The 24,763-nt window shown below is 71.6% G+C and carries 23 protein-coding genes; 16 read left to right on the forward strand and 7 right to left on the reverse strand.

Annotated features, from left to right (window positions below):
- The first annotated feature begins 33 nt into the window (after window positions 1-33).
- The 4 genes from ABZ490_RS31785 to ABZ490_RS31800 all read left to right on the forward strand — a co-directional run bounded on the left by ABZ490_RS31785 (window position 34) and on the right by ABZ490_RS31800 (window position 5,162).
- Entirely contained in the window at window positions 34-1,389 is a 1,356-nt protein-coding gene (locus ABZ490_RS31785; RefSeq protein ID WP_358997609.1) for a DUF6716 putative glycosyltransferase, read from the forward strand.
- Window positions 1,390-1,871: 482 nt separating this feature from the next.
- Window positions 1,872-3,089 carry an N-acylneuraminate cytidylyltransferase gene (locus ABZ490_RS31790; RefSeq protein ID WP_358997612.1) on the forward strand — a complete coding sequence of 406 codons (1,218 nt, stop codon included), beginning with the start codon at window positions 1,872-1,874 and terminating at the stop codon, window positions 3,087-3,089.
- Between the two features lie 13 nt (window positions 3,090-3,102).
- Complete coding sequence (locus tag ABZ490_RS31795; protein ID WP_358997615.1) at window positions 3,103-4,041, forward strand: N-acetylneuraminate synthase family protein; 939 nt, start codon at window positions 3,103-3,105, stop codon at window positions 4,039-4,041.
- Between the two features lie 47 nt (window positions 4,042-4,088).
- Window positions 4,089-5,162, forward strand: coding sequence for a hypothetical protein (locus ABZ490_RS31800; RefSeq protein WP_358997618.1), 1,074 nt, complete (start codon window positions 4,089-4,091; stop codon window positions 5,160-5,162).
- 95 nt (window positions 5,163-5,257) lie between these two features.
- Here ABZ490_RS31800 and ABZ490_RS31805 read toward each other — a convergent pair whose 3' ends face one another.
- Window positions 5,258-5,923 carry a class I SAM-dependent methyltransferase gene (locus ABZ490_RS31805; protein WP_358997621.1) on the reverse strand — a complete coding sequence of 222 codons (666 nt, stop codon included), beginning with the start codon at window positions 5,921-5,923 and terminating at the stop codon, window positions 5,258-5,260.
- A 273-nt stretch (window positions 5,924-6,196) separates the two neighbouring features.
- Between ABZ490_RS31805 and ABZ490_RS31810 the strand changes: the two genes are divergently transcribed.
- The 9 genes from ABZ490_RS31810 (at window position 6,197) to ABZ490_RS31850 (ending at window position 16,525) form a co-directional block, all read left to right on the forward strand.
- A complete protein-coding gene (locus tag ABZ490_RS31810) occupies window positions 6,197-7,438 on the forward strand; it encodes an amidohydrolase (RefSeq protein ID WP_358997777.1) in 1,242 nt (413 codons plus the stop codon).
- 317 nt (window positions 7,439-7,755) lie between these two features.
- Window positions 7,756-8,793 (forward strand): BMP family ABC transporter substrate-binding protein, encoded by a 1,038-nt coding sequence (locus tag ABZ490_RS31815; protein WP_358997624.1) that lies wholly within the window; start codon window positions 7,756-7,758, stop codon window positions 8,791-8,793.
- 243 nt (window positions 8,794-9,036) lie between these two features.
- The gene (locus tag ABZ490_RS31820) at window positions 9,037-10,089 is read left to right on the forward strand and encodes a BMP family ABC transporter substrate-binding protein (protein ID WP_358997627.1); all 1,053 of its coding nucleotides are present in this window, start codon (window positions 9,037-9,039) and stop codon (window positions 10,087-10,089) included.
- Between the two features lie 275 nt (window positions 10,090-10,364).
- On the forward strand, window positions 10,365-11,975 hold the full coding sequence (locus ABZ490_RS31825; protein WP_358997780.1) for an ABC transporter ATP-binding protein: 1,611 nt from the start codon (window positions 10,365-10,367) through the stop codon (window positions 11,973-11,975).
- A complete protein-coding gene (locus ABZ490_RS31830) occupies window positions 11,972-13,087 on the forward strand; it encodes an ABC transporter permease (RefSeq protein WP_358997630.1) in 1,116 nt (371 codons plus the stop codon). The genes ABZ490_RS31825 and ABZ490_RS31830 overlap by 4 nt, the downstream gene beginning before the upstream one ends.
- Window positions 13,087-14,349 (forward strand): ABC transporter permease, encoded by a 1,263-nt coding sequence (locus ABZ490_RS31835; RefSeq protein ID WP_358997633.1) that lies wholly within the window; start codon window positions 13,087-13,089, stop codon window positions 14,347-14,349. The genes ABZ490_RS31830 and ABZ490_RS31835 overlap by 1 nt, the downstream gene beginning before the upstream one ends.
- Window positions 14,346-14,738 carry a cytidine deaminase gene (locus ABZ490_RS31840; RefSeq protein WP_358997636.1) on the forward strand — a complete coding sequence of 131 codons (393 nt, stop codon included), beginning with the start codon at window positions 14,346-14,348 and terminating at the stop codon, window positions 14,736-14,738. Before ABZ490_RS31835 ends, ABZ490_RS31840 begins: the two co-directional genes overlap by 4 nt.
- A gap of 100 nt (window positions 14,739-14,838) precedes the next feature.
- Window positions 14,839-16,116 (forward strand): thymidine phosphorylase, encoded by a 1,278-nt coding sequence (locus ABZ490_RS31845; RefSeq protein ID WP_358997783.1) that lies wholly within the window; start codon window positions 14,839-14,841, stop codon window positions 16,114-16,116.
- A 55-nt stretch (window positions 16,117-16,171) separates the two neighbouring features.
- Window positions 16,172-16,525 carry an STAS domain-containing protein gene (locus ABZ490_RS31850; RefSeq protein ID WP_358997639.1) on the forward strand — a complete coding sequence of 118 codons (354 nt, stop codon included), beginning with the start codon at window positions 16,172-16,174 and terminating at the stop codon, window positions 16,523-16,525.
- Here the strand turns inward: ABZ490_RS31850 and ABZ490_RS31855 are convergent.
- From ABZ490_RS31855 to ABZ490_RS31865, 3 genes are all read right to left on the reverse strand, one after another.
- The gene (locus tag ABZ490_RS31855) at window positions 16,409-17,434 is read right to left on the reverse strand and encodes a sigma-70 family RNA polymerase sigma factor (protein ID WP_358997642.1); all 1,026 of its coding nucleotides are present in this window, start codon (window positions 17,432-17,434) and stop codon (window positions 16,409-16,411) included. The two genes, ABZ490_RS31850 and ABZ490_RS31855, sit on opposite strands and share 117 nt — an antisense overlap.
- A gap of 110 nt (window positions 17,435-17,544) precedes the next feature.
- A complete protein-coding gene (gene dnaN, locus ABZ490_RS31860; RefSeq protein WP_358997786.1) occupies window positions 17,545-18,684 on the reverse strand; it encodes a DNA polymerase III subunit beta in 1,140 nt (379 codons plus the stop codon).
- 109 nt (window positions 18,685-18,793) lie between these two features.
- Window positions 18,794-20,074 carry an MFS transporter gene (locus ABZ490_RS31865; protein ID WP_358997645.1) on the reverse strand — a complete coding sequence of 427 codons (1,281 nt, stop codon included), beginning with the start codon at window positions 20,072-20,074 and terminating at the stop codon, window positions 18,794-18,796.
- 63 nt (window positions 20,075-20,137) lie between these two features.
- Between ABZ490_RS31865 and ABZ490_RS31870 the strand changes: the two genes are divergently transcribed.
- A complete protein-coding gene (locus ABZ490_RS31870; RefSeq protein WP_358997648.1) occupies window positions 20,138-21,100 on the forward strand; it encodes a LysR substrate-binding domain-containing protein in 963 nt (320 codons plus the stop codon).
- A 78-nt stretch (window positions 21,101-21,178) separates the two neighbouring features.
- On the opposite strand, the gene ABZ490_RS31875 is transcribed toward ABZ490_RS31870, so the two are convergent.
- Window positions 21,179-21,940 (reverse strand): alpha/beta hydrolase, encoded by a 762-nt coding sequence (locus ABZ490_RS31875; protein ID WP_358997651.1) that lies wholly within the window; start codon window positions 21,938-21,940, stop codon window positions 21,179-21,181.
- Window positions 21,941-22,053: 113 nt separating this feature from the next.
- On the opposite strand from ABZ490_RS31875, the gene ABZ490_RS31880 reads away from it, so the two are divergent.
- Window positions 22,054-23,217: an adenosine deaminase gene (locus ABZ490_RS31880; RefSeq protein ID WP_358997654.1), complete on the forward strand. Its 1,164-nt coding sequence runs from the start codon at window positions 22,054-22,056 to the stop codon at window positions 23,215-23,217.
- Window positions 23,218-23,355: 138 nt separating this feature from the next.
- Window positions 23,356-23,733, forward strand: a complete 378-nt coding sequence (locus tag ABZ490_RS31885) for an ATP-binding protein (protein ID WP_358997657.1) — start codon at window positions 23,356-23,358, stop codon at window positions 23,731-23,733.
- Between the two features lie 128 nt (window positions 23,734-23,861).
- Here the strand turns inward: ABZ490_RS31885 and ABZ490_RS31890 are convergent, their stop codons facing one another.
- Both ABZ490_RS31890 and ABZ490_RS31895 read right to left on the reverse strand, forming a co-directional pair.
- Window positions 23,862-24,062 (reverse strand): PspC domain-containing protein, encoded by a 201-nt coding sequence (locus ABZ490_RS31890; RefSeq protein ID WP_055637973.1) that lies wholly within the window; start codon window positions 24,060-24,062, stop codon window positions 23,862-23,864.
- Window positions 24,063-24,189: 127 nt separating this feature from the next.
- Window positions 24,190-24,741 (reverse strand): VanZ family protein, encoded by a 552-nt coding sequence (locus ABZ490_RS31895; RefSeq protein ID WP_358997660.1) that lies wholly within the window; start codon window positions 24,739-24,741, stop codon window positions 24,190-24,192.
- Window positions 24,742-24,763: the final 22 nt, after the last annotated feature.

The following is a 24,763-nucleotide window of genomic DNA, read 5'->3' on the forward strand; positions in this document are numbered from 1 at the left end:
CAACCCTCGGTTTTGCTTTCTAGCGTCTTCGACGTGCCAGCAAGTACTGCGAACCCCCCACGGATTGCCGTCCTCGCGGACTCGGACACCCGATGGAAATGGGGTGCGCTGACCGCCTCCAGGATCGTGCCCGGATCCGGAAGCGGGGTGCAAGCCGACCAGGTCGCCGACGTCCGGTCCGTCCAGCCCGTCCTCGACGGGTTCCTCCTGCGCGGCCGTGCCACCCCCACCCCGCGTCAGCTCGCCGAGGTGGGCGTGGAAGCCGACTCCCTGCGCGAGGTCACCGCCGTCGAGTTCCTGCGCGCCATGACGCAGGAGTCGTACGACGTCCTCGTCCTCGCGCTCGTCGGCGGCGGCGTCCAGGCCGTCCTGCACGGCCTCAAGCGGGTCTGGGAGGGCCGGGCCGACCGCCCCGTCGTCGTGACCGGCTATGTCGGCGTCGTCTACGAGAAGCTCGCCGACGGCCTGCTGCTGCGGCACGGAGCCGACCTCGTCCTCGCCAACTCCCGCCAGGACGCCGAGCGGTTCCGCGCGGTCTACGACGGGGTCGGCGCCGACTCCTCCTCGGTGACCGAGGTCGCCCTGCCGTTCCTCGGCGGCGACCCCTACACCGGCGAGCACGACCCCTACACGGTCGTCTTCGCCGCGCAGCCCTCCGTGCCGGAGAGCCGCAAGGACCGTACGTACCTGCTGAACCGGCTGGTCCGGCACGCCCGGCTGCACCCCGAACGCGAGGTGCTGCTGAAGCTGCGCTCCAAGCCGGGCGAGCACACCACCCACATCGAGGAACTGCCCTACCAGAAGCTGGTCCAGCGGCTCGACCCGCCGGCCAACTTCCGCCTGGTCTACGGCAACATGGGCGAGGTCCTCGACCGCACCGACCTGCTCGTCACGATCAGCTCCACCGCGGCCCTGGAGTCCCTCCACCGCCGGGTCCCCACCGTCGTCCTCAGCGACCTCGGGGTCCGTGAGGCCCTCGGCAACCACCACTTCGTCGGCTCCGGCTGTCTCGCCTCCTGGGACCAGCTCGACGCCGGCCACCGGCCCGTCCCCGACGCGGACTGGGTCGCCCGGCAGGGAGTCGTCCCCGACGGCGGCTACGCCACCGCCTTCGACGCCGCCCGCGAGCGCATCGCCAAGCTGCTCGACCGGCCCGGCGGCCTGCCGCCGCTGACCCCCTGGTACACGCCCGCCACCGCGCCCGGCTATCTGCCCGGCATCCTCGCCCGCCACCACCTCGGCCCCGACGGCAGCCCGCTGCCCGGCGCCCCCGCCTCCGACAAGGACCCCGGCCCGGTCCGCCAGATCGTCCGCCGCGCCGCCCGCGGCGCCTACCGCCACGGCGTGCAGCGGGTGGCCCCCGTGATCCGGCGGATGGGGGAGCTGTGAGCGGGGGCCGTCCGGCGGAGGACCGGGCACGGCATGCCGGATCCGCTCCGTCCGACCCGGGCACGCCGCGAGCGGCTGCCGAGCGGCGCCGTGATCCGGCGGGTGGCGGAGCTGTGAGCGGGGGCCGTCCGGCGGTGGATCGGGCACAGCGTGCCGGGTCCGCGCTGTCCGGTGCGGGCGGTGCGCTCGCGGCCGCCGGTGACGGTGGTCCGCAGTCCCGCTTGGGGAGCGCTGTGAGCGGCGGCGGTCCGGCGACGGATCGGGCACAGCGTGCCGGGTCCGCCCTGCCCGGCACGGGCACGCCGCGAGCGGCTGCCGAGCGGCGCCGTGATCCGGCGGGTGGCGGAGCCGTGAGCGGGGGCCGTCCGGCGGCGCTGTCCGGTGCGGTTGCGACCGCCGGTCGGGGCGTCGGCCACGGCGGTCCGCCGTCCCGCGCGGGGAGTGCCCTGAGCGATCGTCTTCCACAGCAAGGAGAAGTTCCCATGTCCGACTCCCCGGCGGAGCGGCCCCGCGTCCTCGCCGTGATCCCCGCCCGCGGCGGTTCCAAGGGCGTGCCCGCGAAGAACCTCGCCCCCGTCGGCGGCATCCCGCTGGTCGCCCGCGCGGTCCGCGAGTGCCGGGCCACCCGGCTCGTCACCGACGTCGTCGTCTCCACCGACGACCAGGCCATCGCCGCCGCGGCCCGTGAGGCGGGCGCCGAGGTCGTGCTGCGCCCCGCCGCCATCGCCGGCGACACCGCCACCTCCGAGGCGGCCGTCCTGCACGCGATGGACGCCCACGAGGCCCTGCACGGCAGCCCGGTCGACGTCGTCCTGCTCGTGCAGTGCACCAGCCCCTTCCTGGTCCGCGAGGACGTCGACGGGGTGGCCGGCGCGGTCGTCGAGCAGGGCGCGGACACGGCCGTCACCGTGGCCCCCTTCCACGGCTTCGTCTGGCGCCACGCCGACGACAGCGGCGAGGGCGGCCACGGCGTCAACCACGACAAGTCCTTCCGCCCGCGCCGCCAGGACCGCCCCCAGGACTTCCTGGAGACCGGCGCCGCCTACGCCATGGACGCGTCCGGCTTCCGCGAGCACCGGCACCGCTTCTTCGGCCGTACGGAACTCGTCCGCACCGACCCCGCCCGGGTCCTGGAGGTCGACGACCCGCACGACCTCGCCCGCGCCCGCGCCCTCGCCCCCCTCTTCGACGCGGACCGCCCCGACGGTCTGCCCACCGCGGACGACATCGACGCGATCGTCCTCGACTTCGACGGCACCCAGACCGACGACCGGGTGCTGATCGACTCCGACGGACGGGAGTTCGTCTCCGTCCACCGCGGCGACGGCCTCGGCATCGCCGCCCTGCGCAGGAGCGGCTTCCCGCTCCTGATCCTGTCCACGGAACAGAACCCGGTCGTCGCCGCCCGGGCCCGGAAGCTCAAGCTCCCGGTCCTGCACGGCATCGACCGCAAGGACCTCGCACTCAAGCAGTGGTGCGAGGAACAGGGCATCGCGCCGGAGCGCGTGCTCTACGTCGGCAACGACGTCAACGACCTCCCCTGCTTCGCCCTCGTGGGCTGGCCGGTGGCGGTCGCGAGCGCCCACGACGTCGTGCGCGGCGCCGCACGCGCGGTCACCACCGTCCCCGGTGGCGACGGCGCGATCCGGGAGATCGCCGGCTGGATCCTCGGACCCTCTCTCGACACCCTCACCAGGTAAGGAACGTTCCGCCATGAGCACCAACTCCCGTCTGCGCACCTTCGGCTCCCGCGAGGTCGGCCCCGGCCGCCCGGTCTACATCTGCGGCGAGATCGGCATCAACCACAACGGCGACCTCGAGAACGCCTTCAAGCTGATCGACGTGGCCGCCGAGGCCGGCTGCGACGCCGTCAAGTTCCAGAAGCGCACCCCCGAGATCTGCACCCCGCGCGACCAGTGGGACATCGAGCGCGACACCCCCTGGGGCCGGATGACGTACATCGACTACCGCCACCGCGTGGAGTTCGGCGAGGACGAGTACCGCCAGATCGACGCGCACTGCAAGGAGAAGGGGATCGACTGGTTCGCCTCCCCGTGGGACACCGAGGCCGTCGCCTTCCTGGAGAAGTTCGACGTCCCCGCCCACAAGGTGGCCTCCGCCTCCCTCACCGACGACGAGCTGCTGCGCGCCCTGCGCGGCACCGGCCGCGCGGTCATCCTCTCCACCGGCATGTCGACGCCGAAGCAGATCCGCCACGCCGTCGAGGTCCTCGGCAGCGACAACATCGTGATGTGCCACGCCACCTCGACCTACCCGGCCAAGGCCGAGGAGCTCAACCTCCGCGTGATCAACACGCTGGAGAAGGAGTACCCGAACGTCCCGATCGGCTACTCCGGCCACGAGACCGGCCTGCAGACCACGCTGGCCGCCGTCGCCCTCGGCGCCGTCTTCGTCGAGCGCCACATCACCCTCGACCGCGCGATGTGGGGCTCCGACCAGGCCGCCTCCGTCGAGCCCCAGGGCCTCACGCGCCTCGTCCGGGACATCCGCACCATCGAGGCCTCCCTCGGCGACGGCGTCAAGAAGGTCTACGACTCCGAGCTCGGCCCGATGAAGAAGCTCCGCCGCGTCAGCGGTGTCGTCGCGGAGGCGGAGATCGCCGCGGCGGCGGGCGAGCCGGTCGCGGTCTGAGCCACCACGGTCCCAGACACCCACCACTACGGGACGGTCGTACGAGGATGAGCCCCCGCGCCGGCACGCACACCGGCACCACCCCCCACACTCTCGCGTTCGTCGAGAGCCCGGTGCAGCTCCTGAACGTGCTCGAATGGGCGCACGGCCAGGAGCTTCCTGAAGCGGAGCTCACCCTCGTCGTCCTGTCCCCGACCGACCCGATGACCCGCGGCCAGTTGCGGCGCATGGCCGAGCTGGCCCGCGACGAGGGGCACGCGGTGCGCTGGGAGGAGGCCCGCGGCGGGACCACGGCCCCCTTCCGCACGATCGGCGGGCTCGCCCCGCTGCTGCGCCGCGCCCGGCGGGTCGTCATGGGCGACCCGTTCTCCCGGTACGTCCAGCTCCTTCTCTCCATCACCCGGGCCACCGACCTGGTCGTGGTCGACGACGGCACCGCGACGATGGAGTTCGTCGGTCAGCTCGCCCGCGGCGAACGCCTGGTGCGCTGGCACCGCAAGGGCGGCCGGCCCGGCCCCCGTGACCTTCTCTTCGCCCCGGTGTCCGCCTCGGCCCGCCGCCGGCTCACCCCGTCGGCCGGCACCCGGGTCGAGGTGTTCTCCGCGATGCCCGTCCAGGAGACCCCTGAGGGCGTCACCGTCACGGCCAACACCTTCACCTGGACCCGGGCCCGCTTCGGGCCGCCGCGGGTGACCAAGGGCGCGGACATGGTCGGCACCTCGCTGGTCGAGACCGGTGTGGTGGACGCCGACCGCTATCTGGAGGCCGTCCGGGCCCTCGCCCGGGCCCATGGCGCGGCCCGCTACTTCGCCCACCGGCGCGAGAGCGCGGACAAACTCCACCGGCTGGCCGTGGAGACGGGCCTGGAGGTGGTCCGCCCCGACCTCCCCCTGGAACTGATCGCCCGCCGTGGCCCGATCGGCCGTACGGTCCTCAGCTTCCCGTCCACCGTCGTCCACACCCTGCCGCTCGCCCTCTCCGGCACCGACGTCCGCGTGGCGGTGTGTGACATCGACCCCACCTGGCTGACGGAACACGCGTCCCCGCGGGCGCAGGGCTTCCTGTCGGGGGTGACGGGGACGGCGCGGGATGTGCACCGCTTGGCCGCCGTGATGCCGTGATGCCGTGATGCCGTGAGCCGTCGCCCGGCTGCCGGCCGGTGGGGGCCGGGCGCGCCCACGCGGCGGAGCCGCATGTCGATACAGCCCCGCGTCCCTCAGGGGGTGGTCGTCGCCTTGGCCAGGAGGTAGGCCCTCGGGTACGTGCGGCCCTCCTCCGGGGCCAGGACCACCCGGGCCAGGACCTCGAAGCCCGACTCGCCCAGCAGCCCCGCCACCACCTCCGGATCCCGCAACCAGTACCGCAGCGAGACCTCGTGACCGAAGCGTTCCGTGACGTGGAGTTCCTCGCCCCGCCCGGTCTGGAAGGCGAGCAGCAGATGCCCGCCCGGGACCAGGACCCGGCGGAACTCCCGCAGCACGGAGGGCAGCTCGTCGTCCGGCACGTGGATCACGGAGTACAGCGCGATCAGCCCGGCCAGCGAGCGGTCCGGCAGGTCCAGCCCGGTCATCGACCCCACGTGGAACCGCAGGTGCGGATGCGCCCGCGAGGCCAGCGCCACCATGCGCGGCGAGACGTCCACCCCGAACACCGGCAGCCCGAGCGCGTCCAGCCGCCGGGTCACATACCCCGGCCCGCTCCCGACGTCGGCCACCGGCTCACCGCCCCCGCGCTCCCTCACCAGGTCCGCGAAGCCGGTGAGCAGCGCTCTGTCCAGGTGCCGGTGCTCCAGCCCGTCGTGGAACTCCGCGGTGTAGGCCTCGGCTATCGCGTCGTACGAGGTGCGGGCGGCGTGCAGGAAGTCGACGTCCAGGTCGGTCATGGGCGCGCACACTACCGGCGTGCGCGACGGCTCGTACGAACGTCCGATGAACGATTCCGGAACGTGGACACGGCAGGCGCCCCACCCGCACCTCATGGTATGGGTGTGGTTAGGAAGAGGGACAGCGCCAGATGAAAATTCGGCGAGTTTACCCACCCTCTACGGCAACCATGCGTCGCGCGGCCAACTTTTCTTCCTCCAACAGGTTGAAATTTTGTTGATCGGGTCAGTTGACCGCTTCGGCGTCCTACCCTTCAGAGGGTGAAGCAACTGATGTCCCGAGAGTCCGAGGCCGATCCTGCGAAGCGCGCCGCCCTGCCCGGCACGCTGCCCGAAGCCCTCCGTGCGGAGCTGATCGCCTTCCGGCGCGACATGCACATGCACCCGGAGCTGGGCAACCAGGAGTTCCGTACGACCGCCGCGATCAAGGCCCGCCTGGAGAAGGCAGGCCTCAAGCCGCGTGTCCTCACCGTCGGGACCGGCCTCATCTGCGACATCGGGATCGAGGAGGGGGAGCCGGCCTCCGGCGTGCCCGTCCTCGCGATGCGCGCCGACATCGACGCGTTGCCCATCCCGGACACCAAGACCGAGTGCGCGTACCGCTCCACGGTCCCCGACCGCGCCCACGCCTGCGGCCACGACGTGCACACCACCGTCGTCCTGGGCGCCGGCCTGGTCCTCGCCGAACTGCACAGGCAGGGCCGGCTGCCGCGCCCGGTGCGGCTGATCTTCCAGCCCGCCGAGGAGGTGCTGCCCGGCGGCGCCGCCGACGCCATCGAGTGCGGCGCGCTGGACGGCGTCGGCCGGATCATCGCCGTGCACTGCGACCCGCGCGTGGACGCGGGCCTGATCGGGCTGCGCGAGGGCGCCATCACCTCCGCCTGCGACCGGCTGGAGATCACCCTGGACGGCCCCGGCGGCCACACCGCCCGCCCGCACCTGACCACCGACCTGGTCACCGCCGCGGCCCGGGTCGTCACCGACGTGCCCGCGCTGGTCGCGCGCCGGGTCGACACCCGGGCGGGCCTCGCGGTCACCTGGGGCCGGATCGAGAGCGGCCACGCCCCGAACGTGATCCCGCAGCACGCCGAGCTGTCCGGCACCGTGCGCTGCCTGGACATCGAGGCCTGGCGGCAGGCCCCGGACATCGTCGTGGCGGCGATCGACGAGGTCGCCAACCTGCACCGCGCCAAGTCCGAGATCAACTACGTCCGGGGCGTCCCGCCGGTCGTCAACGACGGCGCGGTCGCCGCCCTGCTGAACGACGCGATGGTCGCCCGGCGCGGCGAGGACGCCGTGGAGGGCACCGAGCAGAGCCTCGGCGGCGAGGACTTCTCCTGGTATCTGGAGCGGGTGCCGGGCGCGATGGCCCGGCTCGGTGTGCGTCCCCCGGGCGAGCGCACGGTGCGCGATCTGCACCAGGGCGACTTCGATGCCGACGAGTACGCGATCACCGTGGGCGTGGAGCTGTTCACGGCCGCCGCCCTGCTGGACGCGGCGACGCGGGACGCCTGAGGCGGCAGGAGGGCGACGGGGACGAAGAGTGACCGAAAGGATCCTCTTCGTCCCCTTGTGTCACCCGCCCGTAACCCCGAGGACGCGCTTGCAAGTCAAGGTCGGCACGAATCGATAACGGGAGCGAGCAACCCCGTTCCCCTCCCCTTCTACGCGCGTTACTGTCGCCGAAATCGCCACCCGGTTCGGCTTGTTGGGGAGCCCCCCGGAACGGCGCCACCAAGGGGAAAGCGGGCCGGTCACGGCGCCGTGGGGATTTCGAAGGGGTGCTTGCTGTGCGTCTGATATCTCGGAGGAGCACATTCTCCCAGGCAGCGGTGGCCGTTGCGGTCATCGCGCTCGCGGCCACCGGCTGCGGTGAGTCCAGCACCGGTTCCAAGGCGAGCGACTCGGCGTCCTCGTCGTCCGGGAAGTACTCGGGCAAGGGCATCGGTCTCGCGTACGACATCGGCGGCAAGGGCGACCAGTCCTTCAACGACGCCGCCTACGCCGGCCTGCAGAAGGCCGAGAAGGAGTTCGGCCTCAGCGGCCGCGACGTCGAGCCGCAGGACAACGAGACCGACGCGGACAAGATCCAGCGGCTGACCCAGCTGGCGCAGGCCGGCTACAACCCGGTGATCGGCGTCGGCTTCGTCTACGGGCCGGCCGTCAAGGAGGTCGCCGCCAAGTTCCCGAACACCACCTTCGGGATCATCGACGACGAGAGCGTCCAGTCGAAGAACGTCGCCGACATGGTCTTCCACGAGGAGCAGGCCTCCTACCTGGCCGGCGTCGCCGCCGCCAAGGCCTCCAAGAAGGCGCACATCGGCTTCATCGGCGGTGTGGACATCCCGCTGATCCACAAGTTCGAGGCCGGGTACGTCCAGGGCGCCAAGTCGGTCAACCCGAGCATCAAGGTCGAGTCGCAGTACCTCACCGAGACGCCCCAGGAGGGCGGCTTCTCCAGCCCCGACAAGGGCAAGGACGCGGCGAGCGGCCAGATCGAGGCGGGCGCCGACGTGCTGTACGCCGCGGCCGGTCTGTCCGGTCAGGGCGTGATCAGCGAGGGTGCCGCCAAGAAGGTCTGGGTCATCGGCGTCGACTCCGACCAGTACAACCAGAGCGCGCTCGCCAAGTACAAGGACTACATCCTCGGCTCGGCGCTGAAGAACGTCGGCGGCGCGGTCTACGACCTCGTGAAGTCCGTCTACCAGGGCAAGCCGCTGTCCGGCGTGGTCCGCGGCAGCCTCTCCAACGACGGGGTCGGGTTCGCCGACTCCAACCCCAAGTACAAGGCGATGACGGACGTCGTCACCGCCGTGGACAAGGCCAAGCAGGACATCATCGACGGCAAGGTCACGGTCAACACCAAGTAACGCCCCGGCGGGGCCGCTGTAACACCGGCCCCGCCCGCCACTTACGCCCTTCGGGGCGTCCTTGCAGCCCAAGCGCCCCTTGCGTCCCGCAGGGGGCGTTCTGCTGTACGTAACCTGGACTACAACTGTGGCCACAGCTCGATAACGGAGCGGACAGAAGGGTTTTTCCTCCCGGTCTACGCGCGTTACGCTGCGGCGGAACCAGCGCCTGGTTTGGGCGCTTGCACAAAGGAGTCTCGTTCCATGCGCCGGGTGTCCCGAATCGCGGTTGCGGGTGTTGCCACCGCAGCTCTCGCAGTGACCGTTTCCGCCTGTGGAAGCTCGTCCTCGTCGTCGTCCTCGTCCGAGAGCAGCAAGAACAACCTGGGTCTCGCCCTCGCGTACGACGTCGGCGGCAAGGGCGACCAGTCCTTCAACGACGCCGCCACCGCCGGCCTTGAGCAGGCCGACAAGGAGTTCGGCTACAAGTCCACCGCGGTCGAGCCGCAGGACGGCGAGTCCGACGCGGACAAGGTGCAGCGCCTGGAGAACCTCGCCAAGCAGGGGTACAACCCGGTGATCGGCGTCGGCTTCGCCTACGCGCCCGCCGTCAAGGAGGCCGCGGCCAAGTTCCCGAAGACCACCTTCGGCATCGTCGACGACGAGCAGATCAAGGCCGACAACGTCGCCGACCTCGTCTTCCACGAGGAGCAGGCCTCCTACCTCGCCGGTGTCGCCGCCGCCAAGGCCACCAAGTCGAACGTCGTGGGCTTCATCGGCGGTGTGGACGTGCCGCTGATCCACAAGTTCGAGGCCGGCTTCAAGCAGGGCGTCGAGGACACCAAGAAGGGCGTCACGGTCAAGTCGCAGTACCTGACCGAGACCGCCGCCGAGGGCGGCTTCTCCAGCCCGGACAAGGGTGAGAGCGCCGCCGAGGGCCAGATCGACGCCAAGGCGGACGTCATCTACGCCGCCGCGGGTCTGTCCGGCCAGGGCGTCATCAAGGCCGCCAACGCCAACAAGGTGTGGGCGATCGGTGTCGACTCCGACCAGTACAAGCAGGACGCGCTGAAGGCGTACAAGGACTCGATCCTGACCTCCGCCATGAAGAACGTCCAGGGCGCGGTCTACACGCTGGCCAAGTCGGTCGAGGACGGCAAGCCGGAGACGGGCGTCGTCCGCGGCAGCCTGGAGAACGGCGGCGTGAGCGTGTCGGACTCCAACCCGACCTTCTCCGGCAACGCCGACATCCAGGCCGCGATCAAGAAGGCCGAAGAGGGCATCAAGAACGGCACCATCACGGTCAAGACCTCCTGACGACCTCCTCTCGCGAGAGGAAAACCGGTCAGAGGCATTGGCCAACAGGACGCTGCGATGACAGCGTTACGGCCACCGAACGGGGCACGGGAACCAAGGCGTACTCGTGCCCCCTTCGCGCGGCAGAATGCTCGGAACGGATCGTGACCGAAAATGAACGATCAGGTCCGGGCACTATTTAAAGCAGGGGCGCTACGCGCGTAGAGCGGCCCCTTTCCCAAGGAGAGTGCGCCATCGACGCGTCCAGCAGCCCTCCGCTCACCGCACAGTCGACGATCGCGGTAGAGCTGGCGGGTATCACCAAGCGCTTCCCCGGTGTCGTCGCCAACCACGACATCCACCTGACCGTCCACAAGGGCACCGTGCACGCCCTGGTCGGGGAGAACGGCGCCGGCAAGTCGACCCTGATGAAGATCCTCTACGGCATGCAGAAGCCGGACGAGGGCACCATCGCCGTCGACGGACAGCAGGTGAGCTTCTCCAGCCCCGCCGACGCCATCGCCCGCGGCATCGGCATGGTCCACCAGCACTTCATGCTGGCCGACAACCTGACCGTCCTGGAGAACGTGGTGCTCGGCAGCGAGAAGCTGCACGGCATCGGCGGCGCCGCCCGCAAGAAGATCAAGGAGATCTCCGACCGCTACGGCCTCGGGGTGCGCCCCGACGCCCTCGTCGAGGACCTCGGTGTCGCCGACCGCCAGCGCGTGGAGATCCTCAAGGTCCTCTTCCGCGGCGCCCGCACCCTCATCCTCGACGAGCCGACCGCCGTCCTGGTCCCGCAGGAGGTCGACGCGCTCTTCGCCAACCTCCGCGAGCTCAAGGCCGAGGGCCTCTCCGTCATCTTCATCTCCCACAAGCTGGGCGAGGTCCTCTCCGTCGCCGACGACATCACCGTCATCCGGCGCGGCACGACCGTCGGCACGGCCGTCCCGTCCGAGACCACCCCCCGCCAGCTCGCCGAGATGATGGTCGGCTCCGAGCTGCCCACCCCGGAGACCGCCGAGTCCACGGTCACCGACCAGGCCGTCCTCACCGTCGAGGGCCTCACCGTCTTCGCCAGCGGCGGCGCCTCCATGGGCACCGAGGCCGAGCCCAGCGGCGGCATCACGCTGGCCCCCGAGGGCGGCGAGATCAAGCGCGTCCTGGACGACGTCAGCTTCACCATCCACGCCGGCGAGGTCATGGGTATCGCCGGGGTCGAGGGCAACGGCCAGACCGAGCTGATCGACGCCCTGATCGGCACCAAGAACGCCGACTCCGGCACGATCGCCTTCCTCGGCGAGGACATCACCCCCTGGCCCACCCGCAAGCGCCGCGAGTCCGGCGTCGGCTACATCCCCGAGGACCGCCACCGCCAGGGTCTGCTCCTGGAGGCCCCCCTCTGGGAGAACCGCATCCTCGGCCATGTCACCGAGAGCCCCAACGCCAAGGGCTTCTGGCTGAACCCCAAGGGCGCCCAGGCCGACACCCGCCGGATCGTCGAGGAGTTCGACGTCCGCACCCCCGGCATCGACGTCACCGCCGCCTCCCTCTCCGGCGGCAACCAGCAGAAGCTGATCGTCGGCCGCGAGATGAGCCACAACCCGAAGTTCCTGATCGCCGCCCACCCCACCCGCGGTGTGGACGTCGGCGCACAGGCCCAGATCTGGGACCGCATCCGCGAGGCCCGCCGCGAGGGCCTGGCCGTGCTGCTGATCTCCGCCGACCTGGACGAGCTGATCGGCCTGTCGGACACCCTGCGCGTGATCTACAACGGCAGGCTGGTCGCGGACGCCGACCCCGCCACCATCACCCCGGAGGAACTGGGCTCGGCCATGACGGGTGCCGCCACCGGACACCTTGAGCACGTCGAGGAAGCGAGCGCCCCGGAGGACGAGGCCCGATGAAGAAGTTCGACAAGGAGCGCGTGCTCCTCGCCGTGGCCGGCCCGGTCATGGCGCTCGTCGCGGCGATCCTGCTGACCTCGGTCGTGCTGATCGCCTCGGGCAAGAGCCCGATCGAGCCGTACACGCTCATGCTGGAGCAGATCGGCTACTCCGACGTCCAGGTCCTGATCATCAACCAGGCGTCGCTGTACTACATCGCCGCCCTCGCGGTCGCCCTCGGCTTCCGTATGAACCTGTTCAACATCGGCGTCGACGGCCAGTACCGCCTCGCCGCGATGATGACCGCCGTGGTCGGCGCCCACATGGACCTGCCGGCCTTCCTCCAGGTCCCGCTGCTGCTGCTGGTCGCCGCCCTCACCGGTGGCATCTGGGCCGGTGTCGCGGGCGTCCTGAAGGTCACCCGGGGCGTCAGCGAGGTCGTCGCGACGATCATGCTCAACGCGATCGCCACCAGCCTCATCGCCTACCTCACCCTGCCGGACGTCTTCGGCCAGCTCGTCGGCGACAACAAGACCACCGGCATCATGAAGGAGTCCGGCTGGGTACCCGGCATCAACCTGGGCGCCGACGTCGGCGAGATCTACGGCCTGGTCTTCCTCGCCGTCGCCCTCGGCATCGTCTACTGGCTGGTCCTCAACCGCACCCGCTTCGGCTTCGACCTGCGCGCCACCGGCGAGTCCGAGTCGGCCGCCGCCGCCTCCGGCGTCGACGCCAAGCGCATGATCCTCACCGTGATGATCGTCTCCGGCGCGGTCTCCGGCCTCGCCGGTCTGCCGCTGCTGCTCGGCGACGCCCACACCTACAGCCTGAGCTTCCCGACCGGCGTCGGCTTCACCGCCATCGGCATCGCCCTGCTCGGCCGCAACAACCCCGGCGGCATCGCCCTCGCCGCCCTTCTGTGGGCCTTCCTCGACAAGGCGTCGCCCGCCCTCGACTACGCGACTCCCGAGCCGTACGAGAAGGAAATCGCGATGATCATGCAGGGCCTGATCGTCTTCGCGGTCGTCATCTCCTACGAGGTCGTCCGCACCTGGGGTCTGCGCCGCCAGCAGAAGCGCGTCGGTGAGGAACTCGCCGCCGCCGCGAACACCAAGAAGGAGGTGGCGGTCTGATGAGCACCGCGACCATCGCGAAGCCGAAGTCCGGGCAGCCCGGCAAGGGCGGCCGCCGGATGTCGCTGCCCGTCCTCCTGCTGGTCATCGCGGGCGTCCTGATCCTGACCTCGGTCGTCCGCCTGATCACCGGCGCGGACGGCATCACGTCCACCGGCCAGATGTCCACCGCCCTGCGCGCCGCCGTCCCGATCGGCCTCGCCGGCCTCGGCGGCCTGTGGGCCGAGCGGGCGGGCGTCGTCAACATCGGCCTCGAGGGCATGATGATCCTCGGCACCTGGTTCGGCGCCTGGGCCGGCTACCAGTGGGGCCCGTGGACGGGTGTCGTCTTCGGCATCCTCGGCGGCGCGCTCGGCGCCGTCCTGCACGCCATCGCCACCGTCACCTTCAAGGTCAACCACATCGTCTCCGGTGTGGCCCTGAACATCCTGGCCCTCGGCGTCACCCGCTACCTGTCGAAGTTCACCTTCGAGAACGCCCCGCAGGGCTCCTCCAAGCAGTCCCCGCCGATCGACTCGCTCGGCACCTTCGACATCCCGGGCCTCTCCAGCTGGCTGGAGACCCTCAACGACAAGCACTGGTTCCTGATCTCCGACCTCGCCGGCCTGGGCGGCGGTCTGATCACCAACCTCTCGCCGCTCACCGTCGTCGCCGTCGCCCTCGTCCCGGCCACCTGGTACGTGCTGTGGCGCACCTCCTTCGGCCTCAGGCTCCGCTCCTGCGGCGAGAACCCGGTCGCCGCCGAGTCCCTCGGCGTCAACGTCTACAAGTACAAGTACATCGCCGTGATCATCTCCGGCGGCTTCGCCGGCCTCGGCGGCGCCTTCCTGTCGATCGTCGCGTCGAACGTGTACCTCGACGGCCAGACCGCCGGCCGCGGCTACATCGGTCTCGCCGCGATGATCTTCGGCAACTGGATGCCGGGCGGCCTCGCCCTCGGCGCCGGGCTGTTCGGCTACACCGACAGCCTCAACCTGCGCGGCGGCGCGACCAACGTCCACGCGCTGATCCTGCTGATCGCGATCCTGCTGGTCGTCGGCTTCGCCTACCTGGGCTGGCAGAAGAAGTACGTCCCGGCAGCGATCACCGCCGCGGTCTCGGCCCTGATGTTCGTCTGGTACGTCAGCACCGACGACGTCCCCAACCAGGTCGTCACCGCCACCCCGTACGTCGTCACCCTGCTGGTCCTCTCGCTGTCGGCCCAGCGCCTGCGCATGCCGAAGGCGGACGGACTGCCGTACCGGAAGGGGCAGGGCAAGTGACCCCCGTCGACTGGGAGAAGCTGCGTTCGGTGGCCCGGGACGCCATGTCCCGGGCGTACGCCCCGTACTCCGGCTACCCGGTCGGTGTGGCGGCCCTCGTCGACGACGGCCGGATCGTCTCCGGCTGCAACGTCGAGAACGCCTCCTACGGGATCGGCCTGTGCGCCGAGTGCGGGCTGGTCTCCGAGCTGCAGAACACCGGCGGCGGCCGGCTCACGCACTTCACCTGCGTGGACGGCAAGGGCGAGATCCTCGTCCCGTGCGGCCGCTGCCGCCAGCTGCTGTACGAGTTCGGCGGCGCCGACCTCCTGCTGGAGACCCCGGCCGGCATCCTGCCCCTCGCCGAGATGCTCCCGCAGGCCTTCGGCCCGGACCACCTCACCAAGTAAGCAAGCACCTCCGTACGGCCCCTCTGAAAACGCTGGCACCGCAGGCTCTCAGGGGGGCCGCACACTTTCTGGACCCTCGGAAGGAACGCACGCCATGGCCATGGACGCCATCTCCGTCATCCGCACCAAGCGGGACCGCGGCGAACTCAGCGACGAGCAGATCGACTGGGTCATCGACGCGTACACCCGCGGCGAGGTCGCCGACGAGCAGATGTCGTCGCTCGCGATGGCCATCCTGCTCAACGGCATGAACCGCCGTGAGATCGCCCGCTGGACCGCCGCGATGATCGCCTCCGGCGAGCGCATGGACTTCTCGTCCCTGTCCCGCCCCACCGCCGACAAGCACTCCACCGGCGGCGTCGGCGACAAGATCACCCTCCCGCTGGCCCCCCTCGTCGCGGCCTGCGGCGCCGCCGTCCCGCAGCTCTCCGGCCGCGGCCTCGGCCACACCGGCGGCACCCTGGACAAGCTGGAGTCCATCCCCGGCTGGCGCGCGCTGCTGTCGAACGAGGAGATGCTCTCCGTCCTCGACACCACCGGCGCGGTGATCTGCGCGGCCGGCGACGGCCTCGCCCCCGCCGACAAGAAGCTCTACGCCCTGCGTGACGTCACCGGCACCGTGGAGGCGATCCCGCTGATCGCCTCCTCGATCATGTCCAAGAAGATCGCCGAGGGCACCGGCTCCCTCGTCCTCGACGTGAAGGTCGGCACCGGCGCCTTCATGAAGACGATCGAGGACGCCCGTGAGCTGGCCTCCACGATGGTCGGCCTCGGCACCGACCACGGCGTGAAGACGGTCGCCCTCCTCACCGACATGAGCACCCCGCTCGGCCTCACGGCCGGCAACGCCCTGGAGGTCCGCGAGTCGATCGAGGTCCTCGCGGGCGGCGGCCCGGCGGACGTCGTCGAGCTGACGATCGCCCTCGCCCGGGAGATGCTCGACGCGGCGGGCGTGAAGGACGCGGACCCGGCGAAGGCGCTCGCGGACGGCTCGGCGATGGACGTCTGGCGCCGCATGATCGCGGCCCAGGGCGGCGACCCGGACGCAGCCCTGCCGGTCGCCCGCGAACAGCACGTCGTCACCGCCCCCTCCTCCGGCGTCCTCACCCGCCTCGACGCCTACGACATCGGCATCGCCGCCTGGCGCCTGGGCGCGGGCCGCGCCCGCAAGGAGGACCCGGTGCAGGCCGGCGCCGGCGTCGAGCTGCACGCCCGCCCCGGCGACACCGTCACCGCGGGCCAGCCCCTGCTGACCCTGCACACCGACACCCCCGAACGCTTCGACTACGCCCTCCAGTCGATTCCCGGCTCCTACGACATCGCCGCCCCCGGCACGCCGTTCACCCCGTCCCCGGTCGTCCTGGAGCGCATCGCCTGACCTGTGGTTCGCTCATCGCCCGATGAGTTGAGCCCCGCCTCGGGGTCTACCGCACGTGGACCCCAAGACACCGCCCGTGCTCGCCCTGACCGGCCCTGTCACCCCCGAGCGGGTGGCAGGGCTCGCCGATGCTGTACGGGCCCTGCTGGCGGCCGGGGACGGCGGGGTCGTCGTCTGTGACGTGAGCGCGCTCGGGCCGCCGGGGCTGGCCGCCGTCGAGCTGCTGGCCCGGCTCCAGCTCGCCGCCCGCCGGGCCGGCGGGCTGATACGGCTGCGCGCCCCCGACCCCGCCCTACGCGCCCTGCTCCACCTCGTCGGACTCCCCGTCGAGGTGGAGGGGGAGGCCGAAGAGCGGGAACCACCGCTGGGTGTCGAGGTAGAAGTGGAACCCGGTGAGGCGGCCGTCTGAGATCTCCAGGACCTGGATCGCCCAAGGGCTGAAGCCGCCCTTCTCCGGGTCCGGCTTGTACTGGGCGAAGCCCGGCAGCCCGTTCACCCGGACCGGCAGCAGCCGCGAGCCCTCGCAGCCCGAGCCGATCGTCGTCATGAAGCCCGTGATGTCGTCGTGGCCCGTCAGCCACAGGTCGAACGGCGGCATCGTCATGATGGCGTCCTCGTGCAGCAACGCCGTCAGCGCGGTCATGTCGTAGCCCTCGAAGGCCGCCACATAGCGCTCCAGCAGCTTCTGCTGCTCCTCGTCCAGCGGGTCCGACACCGCCGCCTCCGCCCCCGCCTCGGCCCGCTCGGCCAGCGTGGCCCGCGCCCGCTGCAACGCGCTGTTGACCGAGGCGACCGAGGTGTCCAGCAGCTCGGCGACCTCACTCGCCCGCCAGGCCAGCACCTCGCGCAGGATCAGCACCGCCCGCTGCTTGGGCGGCAGCTGCTGGAGCGCCGCCATGAAGGCCAGCCGCACCGACTCCTTGGCCACCGCCGCCTCCGCAGGGTCCTCCACCGCGGGCAGCACCCGCGCGTCCGGCACCGGCTCCAGCCAGGTGTGGTCGGGACGGGGCGAGAGCGCCGCCTGGGCCAGCGGCGTCGACTCCGAGAGGTCCATCGGCCGGGCCCGCTTGCTGCCTGCCGTCAGCATGTCCAGACAGACGTTCGTCGCGATCCGGTACAGCCACGAGCGCAGACTGGAGCGGCCCTCGAACCGGTCGTAGCTCCGCCAGGCCCGCACCAGCGTGTCCTGCACCGCGTCCTCGGCCTCGAAGGAGGAACCGAGCATGCGATAGCAGTAGCCGGTCAGCTCCACCCGGTGCCGCTCCAGCCGGACATCGAGATCCTCGACCGTCGCGGCGCCCGCCGTCCCGTCACTCATCCTCGTCCACCCACCCCTGTGGCCGTCCTGTCGCGCTCCTGTGCGCCCCAGCACTTCGGAAGCTACCCCAGCCCACTGACAATGGCCCGCCGAGTCGACGAACGCGCAGGTCAGGACAGCTGCTTCACGGACATCAGCAGATGCCGGTGGACACCGGGCGCGTCCGCCGCGCCCAGCAGCGCCCGCTGCCCGGTCCCCAGCAGCTCCAGCCGCAGCGGCGTCGCCCCGAAGGAGGTCAGCGCGTCCAGCAGGAACGCCGGGTTGAAGGCGACCGCCACCTCCTCGGCGCCGGTCAGCGCGGCGGGCAGCCGCTGCGCGGCCACGTCGTCGCCGTACCCGGCCCGCAGCAGCACCGAATCCCGCGCGAACTCCAGCCGCACCGGACCGTTCGCCTCCGCCACCACCGCGACCCTCCGTACGGCCTCCGCGAGCGCCCCGCACTCCACCTCGGCGACCGCCGCGCCCGTCATGTCGAACAGCTTCCCGTAGCCCGGCAGCCGCCCGTCCAGCCGCCGCAGGACGGTCCGCATCCGCCCGCCCTCGAACCCGATCGACCCGCCGCCCCGGCCGCCCGCAGCCCCGTCGTCCGCGTCGAGCCCGACCCGCACCGCCCCGCACCGCGCCAGCGAGCGCGCCACCTCCAGCACCCGCCGGGCGGGCACCAGCGCCTCCACCACACCCCCGGCGGCGGCCTCCGCCTCCGCCTTCCATTCCAGCCGCCGTACGGCGTACCGGTAGCGGTCGGAGGCGGACAGGGTCATCTCGTCCCCGTCCAGACGCAGTTGCAGGCCGGTCAGCGAGGGGAGCGTGTCGTCGCGGCCCGCCGCCACCGCGACCTGTCCGACGGCGGCGGCGAACGCGGCCGCGTCCACGCTGCCGTACACCCCCGGCGGCACCGGCGGGGCCGGGTACTCCTCGCGCGGCAGGGTCGACAGCCCGAAGCTCGTCCCGCCCGCCTCGACCGTGAACCGCGTCCCTTCCAGCGCGCAGCGCACCGGCCCGTCGGGCAGCACCTTGCAGATGTCCAGCAGCCGCCGCCCCAGGACCAGCACCGGCCCGCCCCGCACCACCTCGGCGTCCGTCTCGATCCGCGCCGCCGTCTCCAGGTCGGACCCGGACACGCTCAGCCGCCCGTCGCCCGCCTCCAGCAGCAGCCCGCCCAGCACCGGCACCGGGGTCCGCGCGGGCAGCGCCCGGGCCGCCCACCCCACGGCCTCGACGAGATCCCCCCGGTCGACCCGGAACCCCACCATGAACGAACCCCCTGCTCGGACCAGTGCCAGTGGCTGTGCACGCTAGGCGCGACCACTGACAACAGGCCCTGACCAGGGGGAACGTCGTACGTCTGTACCGGCGGCCTCAGTGGGCGGGCACGGGCGACCGCCGGGCGGCCACCCGCGCCGCCCGGGTCCCGAGGACCGTGATCGTCACGACCCCGAGGACCGCCAGGACGCCCACGCCGACCGTGCCGGCCCAGCCGCCGGAGTGGAAGGCGATCGCGCCGACCGTGGAGCCGGTGCTGGAGCCGATGTAGTACGCCGACTGGTAGAGGGCGGAGGCCTGGGCGCGACCGGTCGTCGCCGTCTTGCTGACCGCCGAGGACGCCACCGCGTGCCCCGCGAAGAAGCCCGCGGTGATCAGGACCAGGCCGAGCAGCACCATCGGCAGCGAGTCCGCCAGCGACAGCAGCAGCCCCGTCGCGGTCGTCCCGGCCGCCAGGTACAGGGCCCCGCGCCGTCCGAGCCGGCCCACCAGCCGGCCCGCCGTCGACGCCGACACGGTACCGACCAGGTACACCAGGAAGATCGAGCCGACGATGCCCTGCGGGAGCGAGAAGGGTGCCTCGGTCAGCCGGTAGCCGACGACCGTGTACACCCCGCCGAAGACGGTCATGAACAGCGCGCCGATCGCGTACAGCCGGCACAGCAGCGGGTTCGCCAGGTGCTCGCGGACCGTGCGGACCAGGACGCGGGGCCGCAGCGAGCCCGCCGTGAAGTGCCGCGGCGCCGGCAGCAGCAGCCGGAACGCGATCGCGCAGCCCACGGCCAGCACACCGATCACCCCGACGGCGACCCGCCAGCCCCACTCCTGCGCGACCCAGCCGGTGATGACCCGGCCGCTCATCCCGCCGACGCTGTTGCCCGCGACGAACAGTCCGATCGCCGTGACCAGGGCCCTCGGCCGCACCTCCTCGGCCAGATACGCGGTCGCCGACGCCGGAAGACCGGCCAGCGCCGCGCCCTGCACCGCCCGCAGCACCACCAGCGCGCCCAGGGACGGCGCGAAGGGGACCACCAGTCCCACGGTCACCGCGACCGCCAGCGAGGCCGTCATCACCGTACGGCGGCCGTAGCGCTCGGAGAGGGCGCTCATCGGCAGCACGAACAGCGCCAGCCCGCCGGTCGCCGCCGCCACGGTCCAGCTCGCCTCGCTCGCCGCCACCCCGAAGTCGCCGGAGATCAGCGGGAGCAGCGCCTGTGTGGAGTACAGCAGGGCGAAGGTCGCCACGCCGGCGAGGAAGAGCGCGAAGCTCATCCGGCGGTAGCCGGGGCCGCCGGGGGCCATACGGGAGTCGTCGACGACGGGGACGGAGGAGGCGGCGCCCACGACGGTGGACGCCCCGGTACTGGCGGGAGACATGCCTCGAAACTACGTACGCCGCTGTTCATCCGTCCAATGCACGGACTCGTCATAATCGTTCCCATGGTGCATCAGCAGAGGTCACAGGCTCAACTGTCACCGTCCGGTGACACAGAAGACATGACTGACATGTCGCGGCTGCTGGCGCCCCGGCTCGCCCACTTCGCCGGGGTCGCCCGTACCGAGCACGTCACGCGGGCCGCGCAGGAGATGGGGGTGCCGCAGTCGACCCTGTCCCGGGCGATGGTCCGCCTGGAAGAGGACCTGGGCGTCGACCTCTTCGCCCGCCGCGGCCGCACGGTCTCCCTCACCCCGGCCGGCCGCACCTTCCTCGCCTCGGTCGAACGCGCCCTCGCGGAGATCGAGAAGGCCGCCGAGGAGGTCCGCGCCGACGCCGACGCCGCCACCGGCAAGGTCGCCTTCGGTTTCCTGCACACCATGGGCGCCGAGACCGTCCCCGGCCTGATCCACGCCTTCCGCGCCGACCACCCCCGGGTCCGCTTCAGCCTCGTCCAGAACTACGGCGAGGCGATGCTCGAACGCCTCCGGGCCGGCGAACTCGACCTCTGCCTGACCTCCCCGGTCCCGGACGCCCCCGACCTGGTCGCCCGCCGCCTCGACGAACAGAAGCTCCGCCTGGTCGTCCCCGCCGACCACCGCCTGGCCGCCCGCCGGCGCATCCGCCTCGCCGAGGCGGCCGAGGAAACCTTCGTCACCCTCGAACCCAACTACGGCATGCGCCGCATCACCGACGACCTCTGCAAGGAGGCCGGCTTCAAACCCCGCATCGCCTTCGAGGGCGAGGAGGCGGAAACCCTCCGGGGCCTGGTGGCCGCGGGCCTGGGCGTGGCCCTCCTGCCACCCCCGGCGGTGGCCCGCCCGGGCGTGGTCGAACTGACGGTCACGGCCCCCCGCGCGGTCCGCGAGATCGGCGTGGCCTGGCTGGACGGCCACCCGGACACACCCCCGGTGGCGGCTTTCAAGAAGTTCCTGCTGTCGAGAAGGGGCAACCTGCTCCCGACCTGAGGGGGGCAGCGCCCCCTCAGGGGCGCGGGGAACTGCGCGACCAGCCACAACGCACCCGCACCCGAAACCCGGCCCGACCTACCTCCGCAACGACTTCCCGAACCCCGCGGCCAACGGCATCCGCAACCCCAACGGCGGCGGAGCCGCCAACGCGTCCTCCACCGGCCGCGAAAACCCCTTCCCGAACAGCACCCCCATCACGAAGTCCTCGGCCAACGCCAGCACTTCGTCCCGGTACTGATGCAACCCGTGCCCGTCCGCGTGCACCTCGAACCGGCACACATCCCGATTCGCCTTCTTCGCCCGCGCCGCCAGCCGGAACGACAGCTCCGGGTCGCTGCGGTCGTCATGCGTCCCGTGCACGACCATCACCCGCCGCCCCACCAACTGCTTCACCGGTTCGGGTGGCGCCGCCACGTCCTCCTGCGGCAGCCAAGGGGCGAGGGCCAGCACGGAGTTGACGGCCTCGTGTCCGCCGGCCCGGAGCGCGGCCCGGCCGCCCATCCCGATCCCGGCGAGGCACACCGGGACGTCCCCGTACCGCCGTACGACCTCGTCGGCCGCCCAGGTGGCGTCCGCGGCGAGATGCGCCGCGCTGCCGTTCCAGCCGCGGTAGCGGTAGTGCACGACATGGGTGACCAGCCCTTCCTCCCGGCCGGCCCGCGTGAGTCTTCGCCCGAGGCCGCGCACGGAGGCGGCCGCCCACATCGGGGACGGTCTGCGCTCGGACACCTCCTCACCGCCCGGGAGCAGCAGCACCACCCCGCTCACCGCCGTCGGCTCCGGTCCGAGTGCCTTCCCCAGCCTGGCCGTCCGAGCCGGCGTCAGTTGCTGTGCCATGACAGAACAGTGTCAGAAGCAGTGGTGTACTCCACCCGTACGTGCGGTCACCATTGCGTATCGGCGGCGGGGTGCCACGAGCGATCTACGCGCGTAGGAGTTAGAGTGCGGAAATGACGAGCCAGAGCATCCAGGCGGGCATCACTCCCAACCCGGACCAGATCCGGCGGGCGCCCAAGGTTCTGCTGCACGACCACCTCGACGGCGGGCTGCGCCCCGGCACGATCGTCGACCTCGCCCGGGAGGCCGGGTACGCCCAACTCCCCGAGAGCGACCCCGACAAGCTCGGCCTCTGGTTCCGCGAGGCCGCCGACTCCGGTTCCCTGGAACGGTACTTGGAGACCTTCTCGCACACCGTCGGCGTGATGCAGACCCGCGACGCCCTGGTGAGGGTCGCCCGGGAGTGCGCCGAGGACCTCGCCGAGGACGGTGTCGTCTACGCCGAGGTGCGCTACGCCCCCGAGCAGCACCTGGAGGCCGGACTGAGCCTCGAGGAGGTCGTCGAGGCCGTCACCGAGGGTTTCCGGGAGGGTGAGCGGACGGCCCGCCGCAACGGTCACCGCATCCGCGTCGGCGCCCTGCTCACCGCGATGCGGCACGCCGCCCGCGCCCTGGAGATCGCCGAACTCGCCAACCGCCACCGGGATCTCGGTGTCGTCGGCTTCGACATCGCGGGCGCCGAGGCCGGCTTCCCGCCCACCCGCCACCTCGACGCCTTCGAGTATCTGAAGCGGGAGAACAACCACTTCACGATCCACGCCGGCGAGGCCTTCGGGCTGCCCTCCATCTGGCAGGCCCTCCAGTGGTGCGGCGCCGACCGGCTCGGGCACGGCGTCCGCATCATCGACGACATCGAGGTCGCCGCCGACGGAAGCGTGAAGCTCGGCCGGCTCGCCTCCTACGTCCGCGACAAGCGCATTCCGCTGGAGATGTGCCCCAGCTCCAACCTCCAGACCGGTGCGGCCGCCTCCTACGCCGAGCACCCCATCGGTCTGCTGCGGCGGCTGCACTTCCGGGCCACGGTCAACACCGACAACCGGCTGATGTCCGGCACCAGCATGAGCCGGGAATTCGAGCACCTTGTCGACGCATTCGGTTACACGCTCGACGATCTGCAATGGTTCTCGGTCAATGCTATGAAGTCAGCATTCATTCCTTTCGATGAACGTCTCGCCATGATCAATGACGTGATCAAGCCCGGCTATGCCGAGCTGAAGTCCGAATGGCTGTTCCAGCAGACGGCCTCCACCAGCGGTTCCTTGCCCACGGAGGACTGACCGCACGGTTTCCCCGGGTGCGGAATGCGGGCGCACGTTCACAACCCGTCCGCATTTCGATGTTTGCGGCCTCCCCCTTTCCGTGTTTACGGTCGTGGACCGATCGGTTCCCCGTATCCCATTCGAGGACGCATTTTCATGAAGCAGTCTGCTGCCAAGACCCTCGGCGTCGCCGCCCTCGGTGCCGCCATCGCCGCCGTCGGCGCGGGCGCCGCCCACGCCGCCCCGGCCGTCCCCGACGCCTCTCAGGCGCTGGAGACGGTCACCGGCTCGCTGCCCTTGGAGAACGTCACGAACGTCACCAAGGCGCTGCCGGGTGCCGGCAAGGCCCTGGAGCAGGCCCAGCTCTCACAGGCCCAGCCGGCGCTCGCCGCGGGCCTCTCCGCCGTGCAGCCGGCCGTCGAGCAGGCGCTCGCCCACGGCCCGACCAAGCCGGTCGCCGGGCTGCTCGGCGGTCTTCCGGTCCAGGGCCTGCCCACCCACGGGCTGCCGGTGAACGGGCTGCCGATCGGCTGAACCCCGCTACGACGTGACACCGTCGGGGCGCACCCGTGCATCACGGGCGCGCCCCGACGGCGTTCTCCCGGTGACCCGGGGGTGGAGCAGCGGATGGATCCGCGGATGGATCAGCGGATGGATCCGGGTCACCAGGCCGTGCGCGCCTTGTCCTCCGACGGGAACATGATCCAGAGGGCTATGTAGAGCAGGAACTGCGGGCCCGGCAGCAGACAGGAGAGCAGGAAGATCACGCGCATGGTGGTCGCGGAGGTGCCGAAGCGGCGGGCCAGCGCGGCGCACACTCCGCCGATCATGCGGCCGTTGGTGGGGCGGGCGAGGCTGGACATCTGGGCTCCTTCGTGAGCGTCGGAGGGAGGCGGCCCCTGCGGCCGTCCCATCTGCCTTCCACGCTACGGAGCCGAAGAGCGCGAAGCGTCACTCTCCGGAGCCATCCCGACCCCGAGATTCCTTCTCCTACGGGGCGATGCCGACCCTGGGAATCCTCGGGGTCCGACCCTGAGCCGCGTCCTCCTGCAGGGCCGCCGCAGGCGTCCGGCGCGCCCCTCTGCGGCGCAGCCACACCCGGGCCGCCGGCACCACCGCGGCATGCGCGAGCGCCACCCCCACGGTGTTCAGCAGCAGCGAGTCCACGTCCACGACCTGACCGGGCACCCCGGTCTGGAGCAGCTCGATCGCCAGCGACAACAGGGCCCCCGCCGCGACCGTACGGATCAGGGAGGCGAGCGGCGAGACCCGGAGCCGGCCGTGCACCAGCGGCAGCAGGACACCCAGCGGGGCCAGCAGCCCCAGCCCGCCGCCGATCCGCCGGGCCGCCTCGGGCCAGCCCAGTCTCAGGTCGGCGCGGATCCCGGCGAACGGATGCAGATTGGTCGGCAGCACCCAGGGCACGTCCCGCGGGCGCAGCGTGACCCAGGCCACGAACACGAGGTGTGCGGCCAGGAGGACAACCCCGGTCGCACGGAGACGGAACGCGGCGCTGCCGCCGATGGAGCCTTGACGCTGCACGACCCCCTAGACGCACCCCCCG

It is taken from the genome of Streptomyces sp. NPDC005811 (genome assembly GCF_040630405.1).
Taxonomy (GTDB): Bacteria; Actinomycetota; Actinomycetes; order Streptomycetales; family Streptomycetaceae; genus Streptomyces.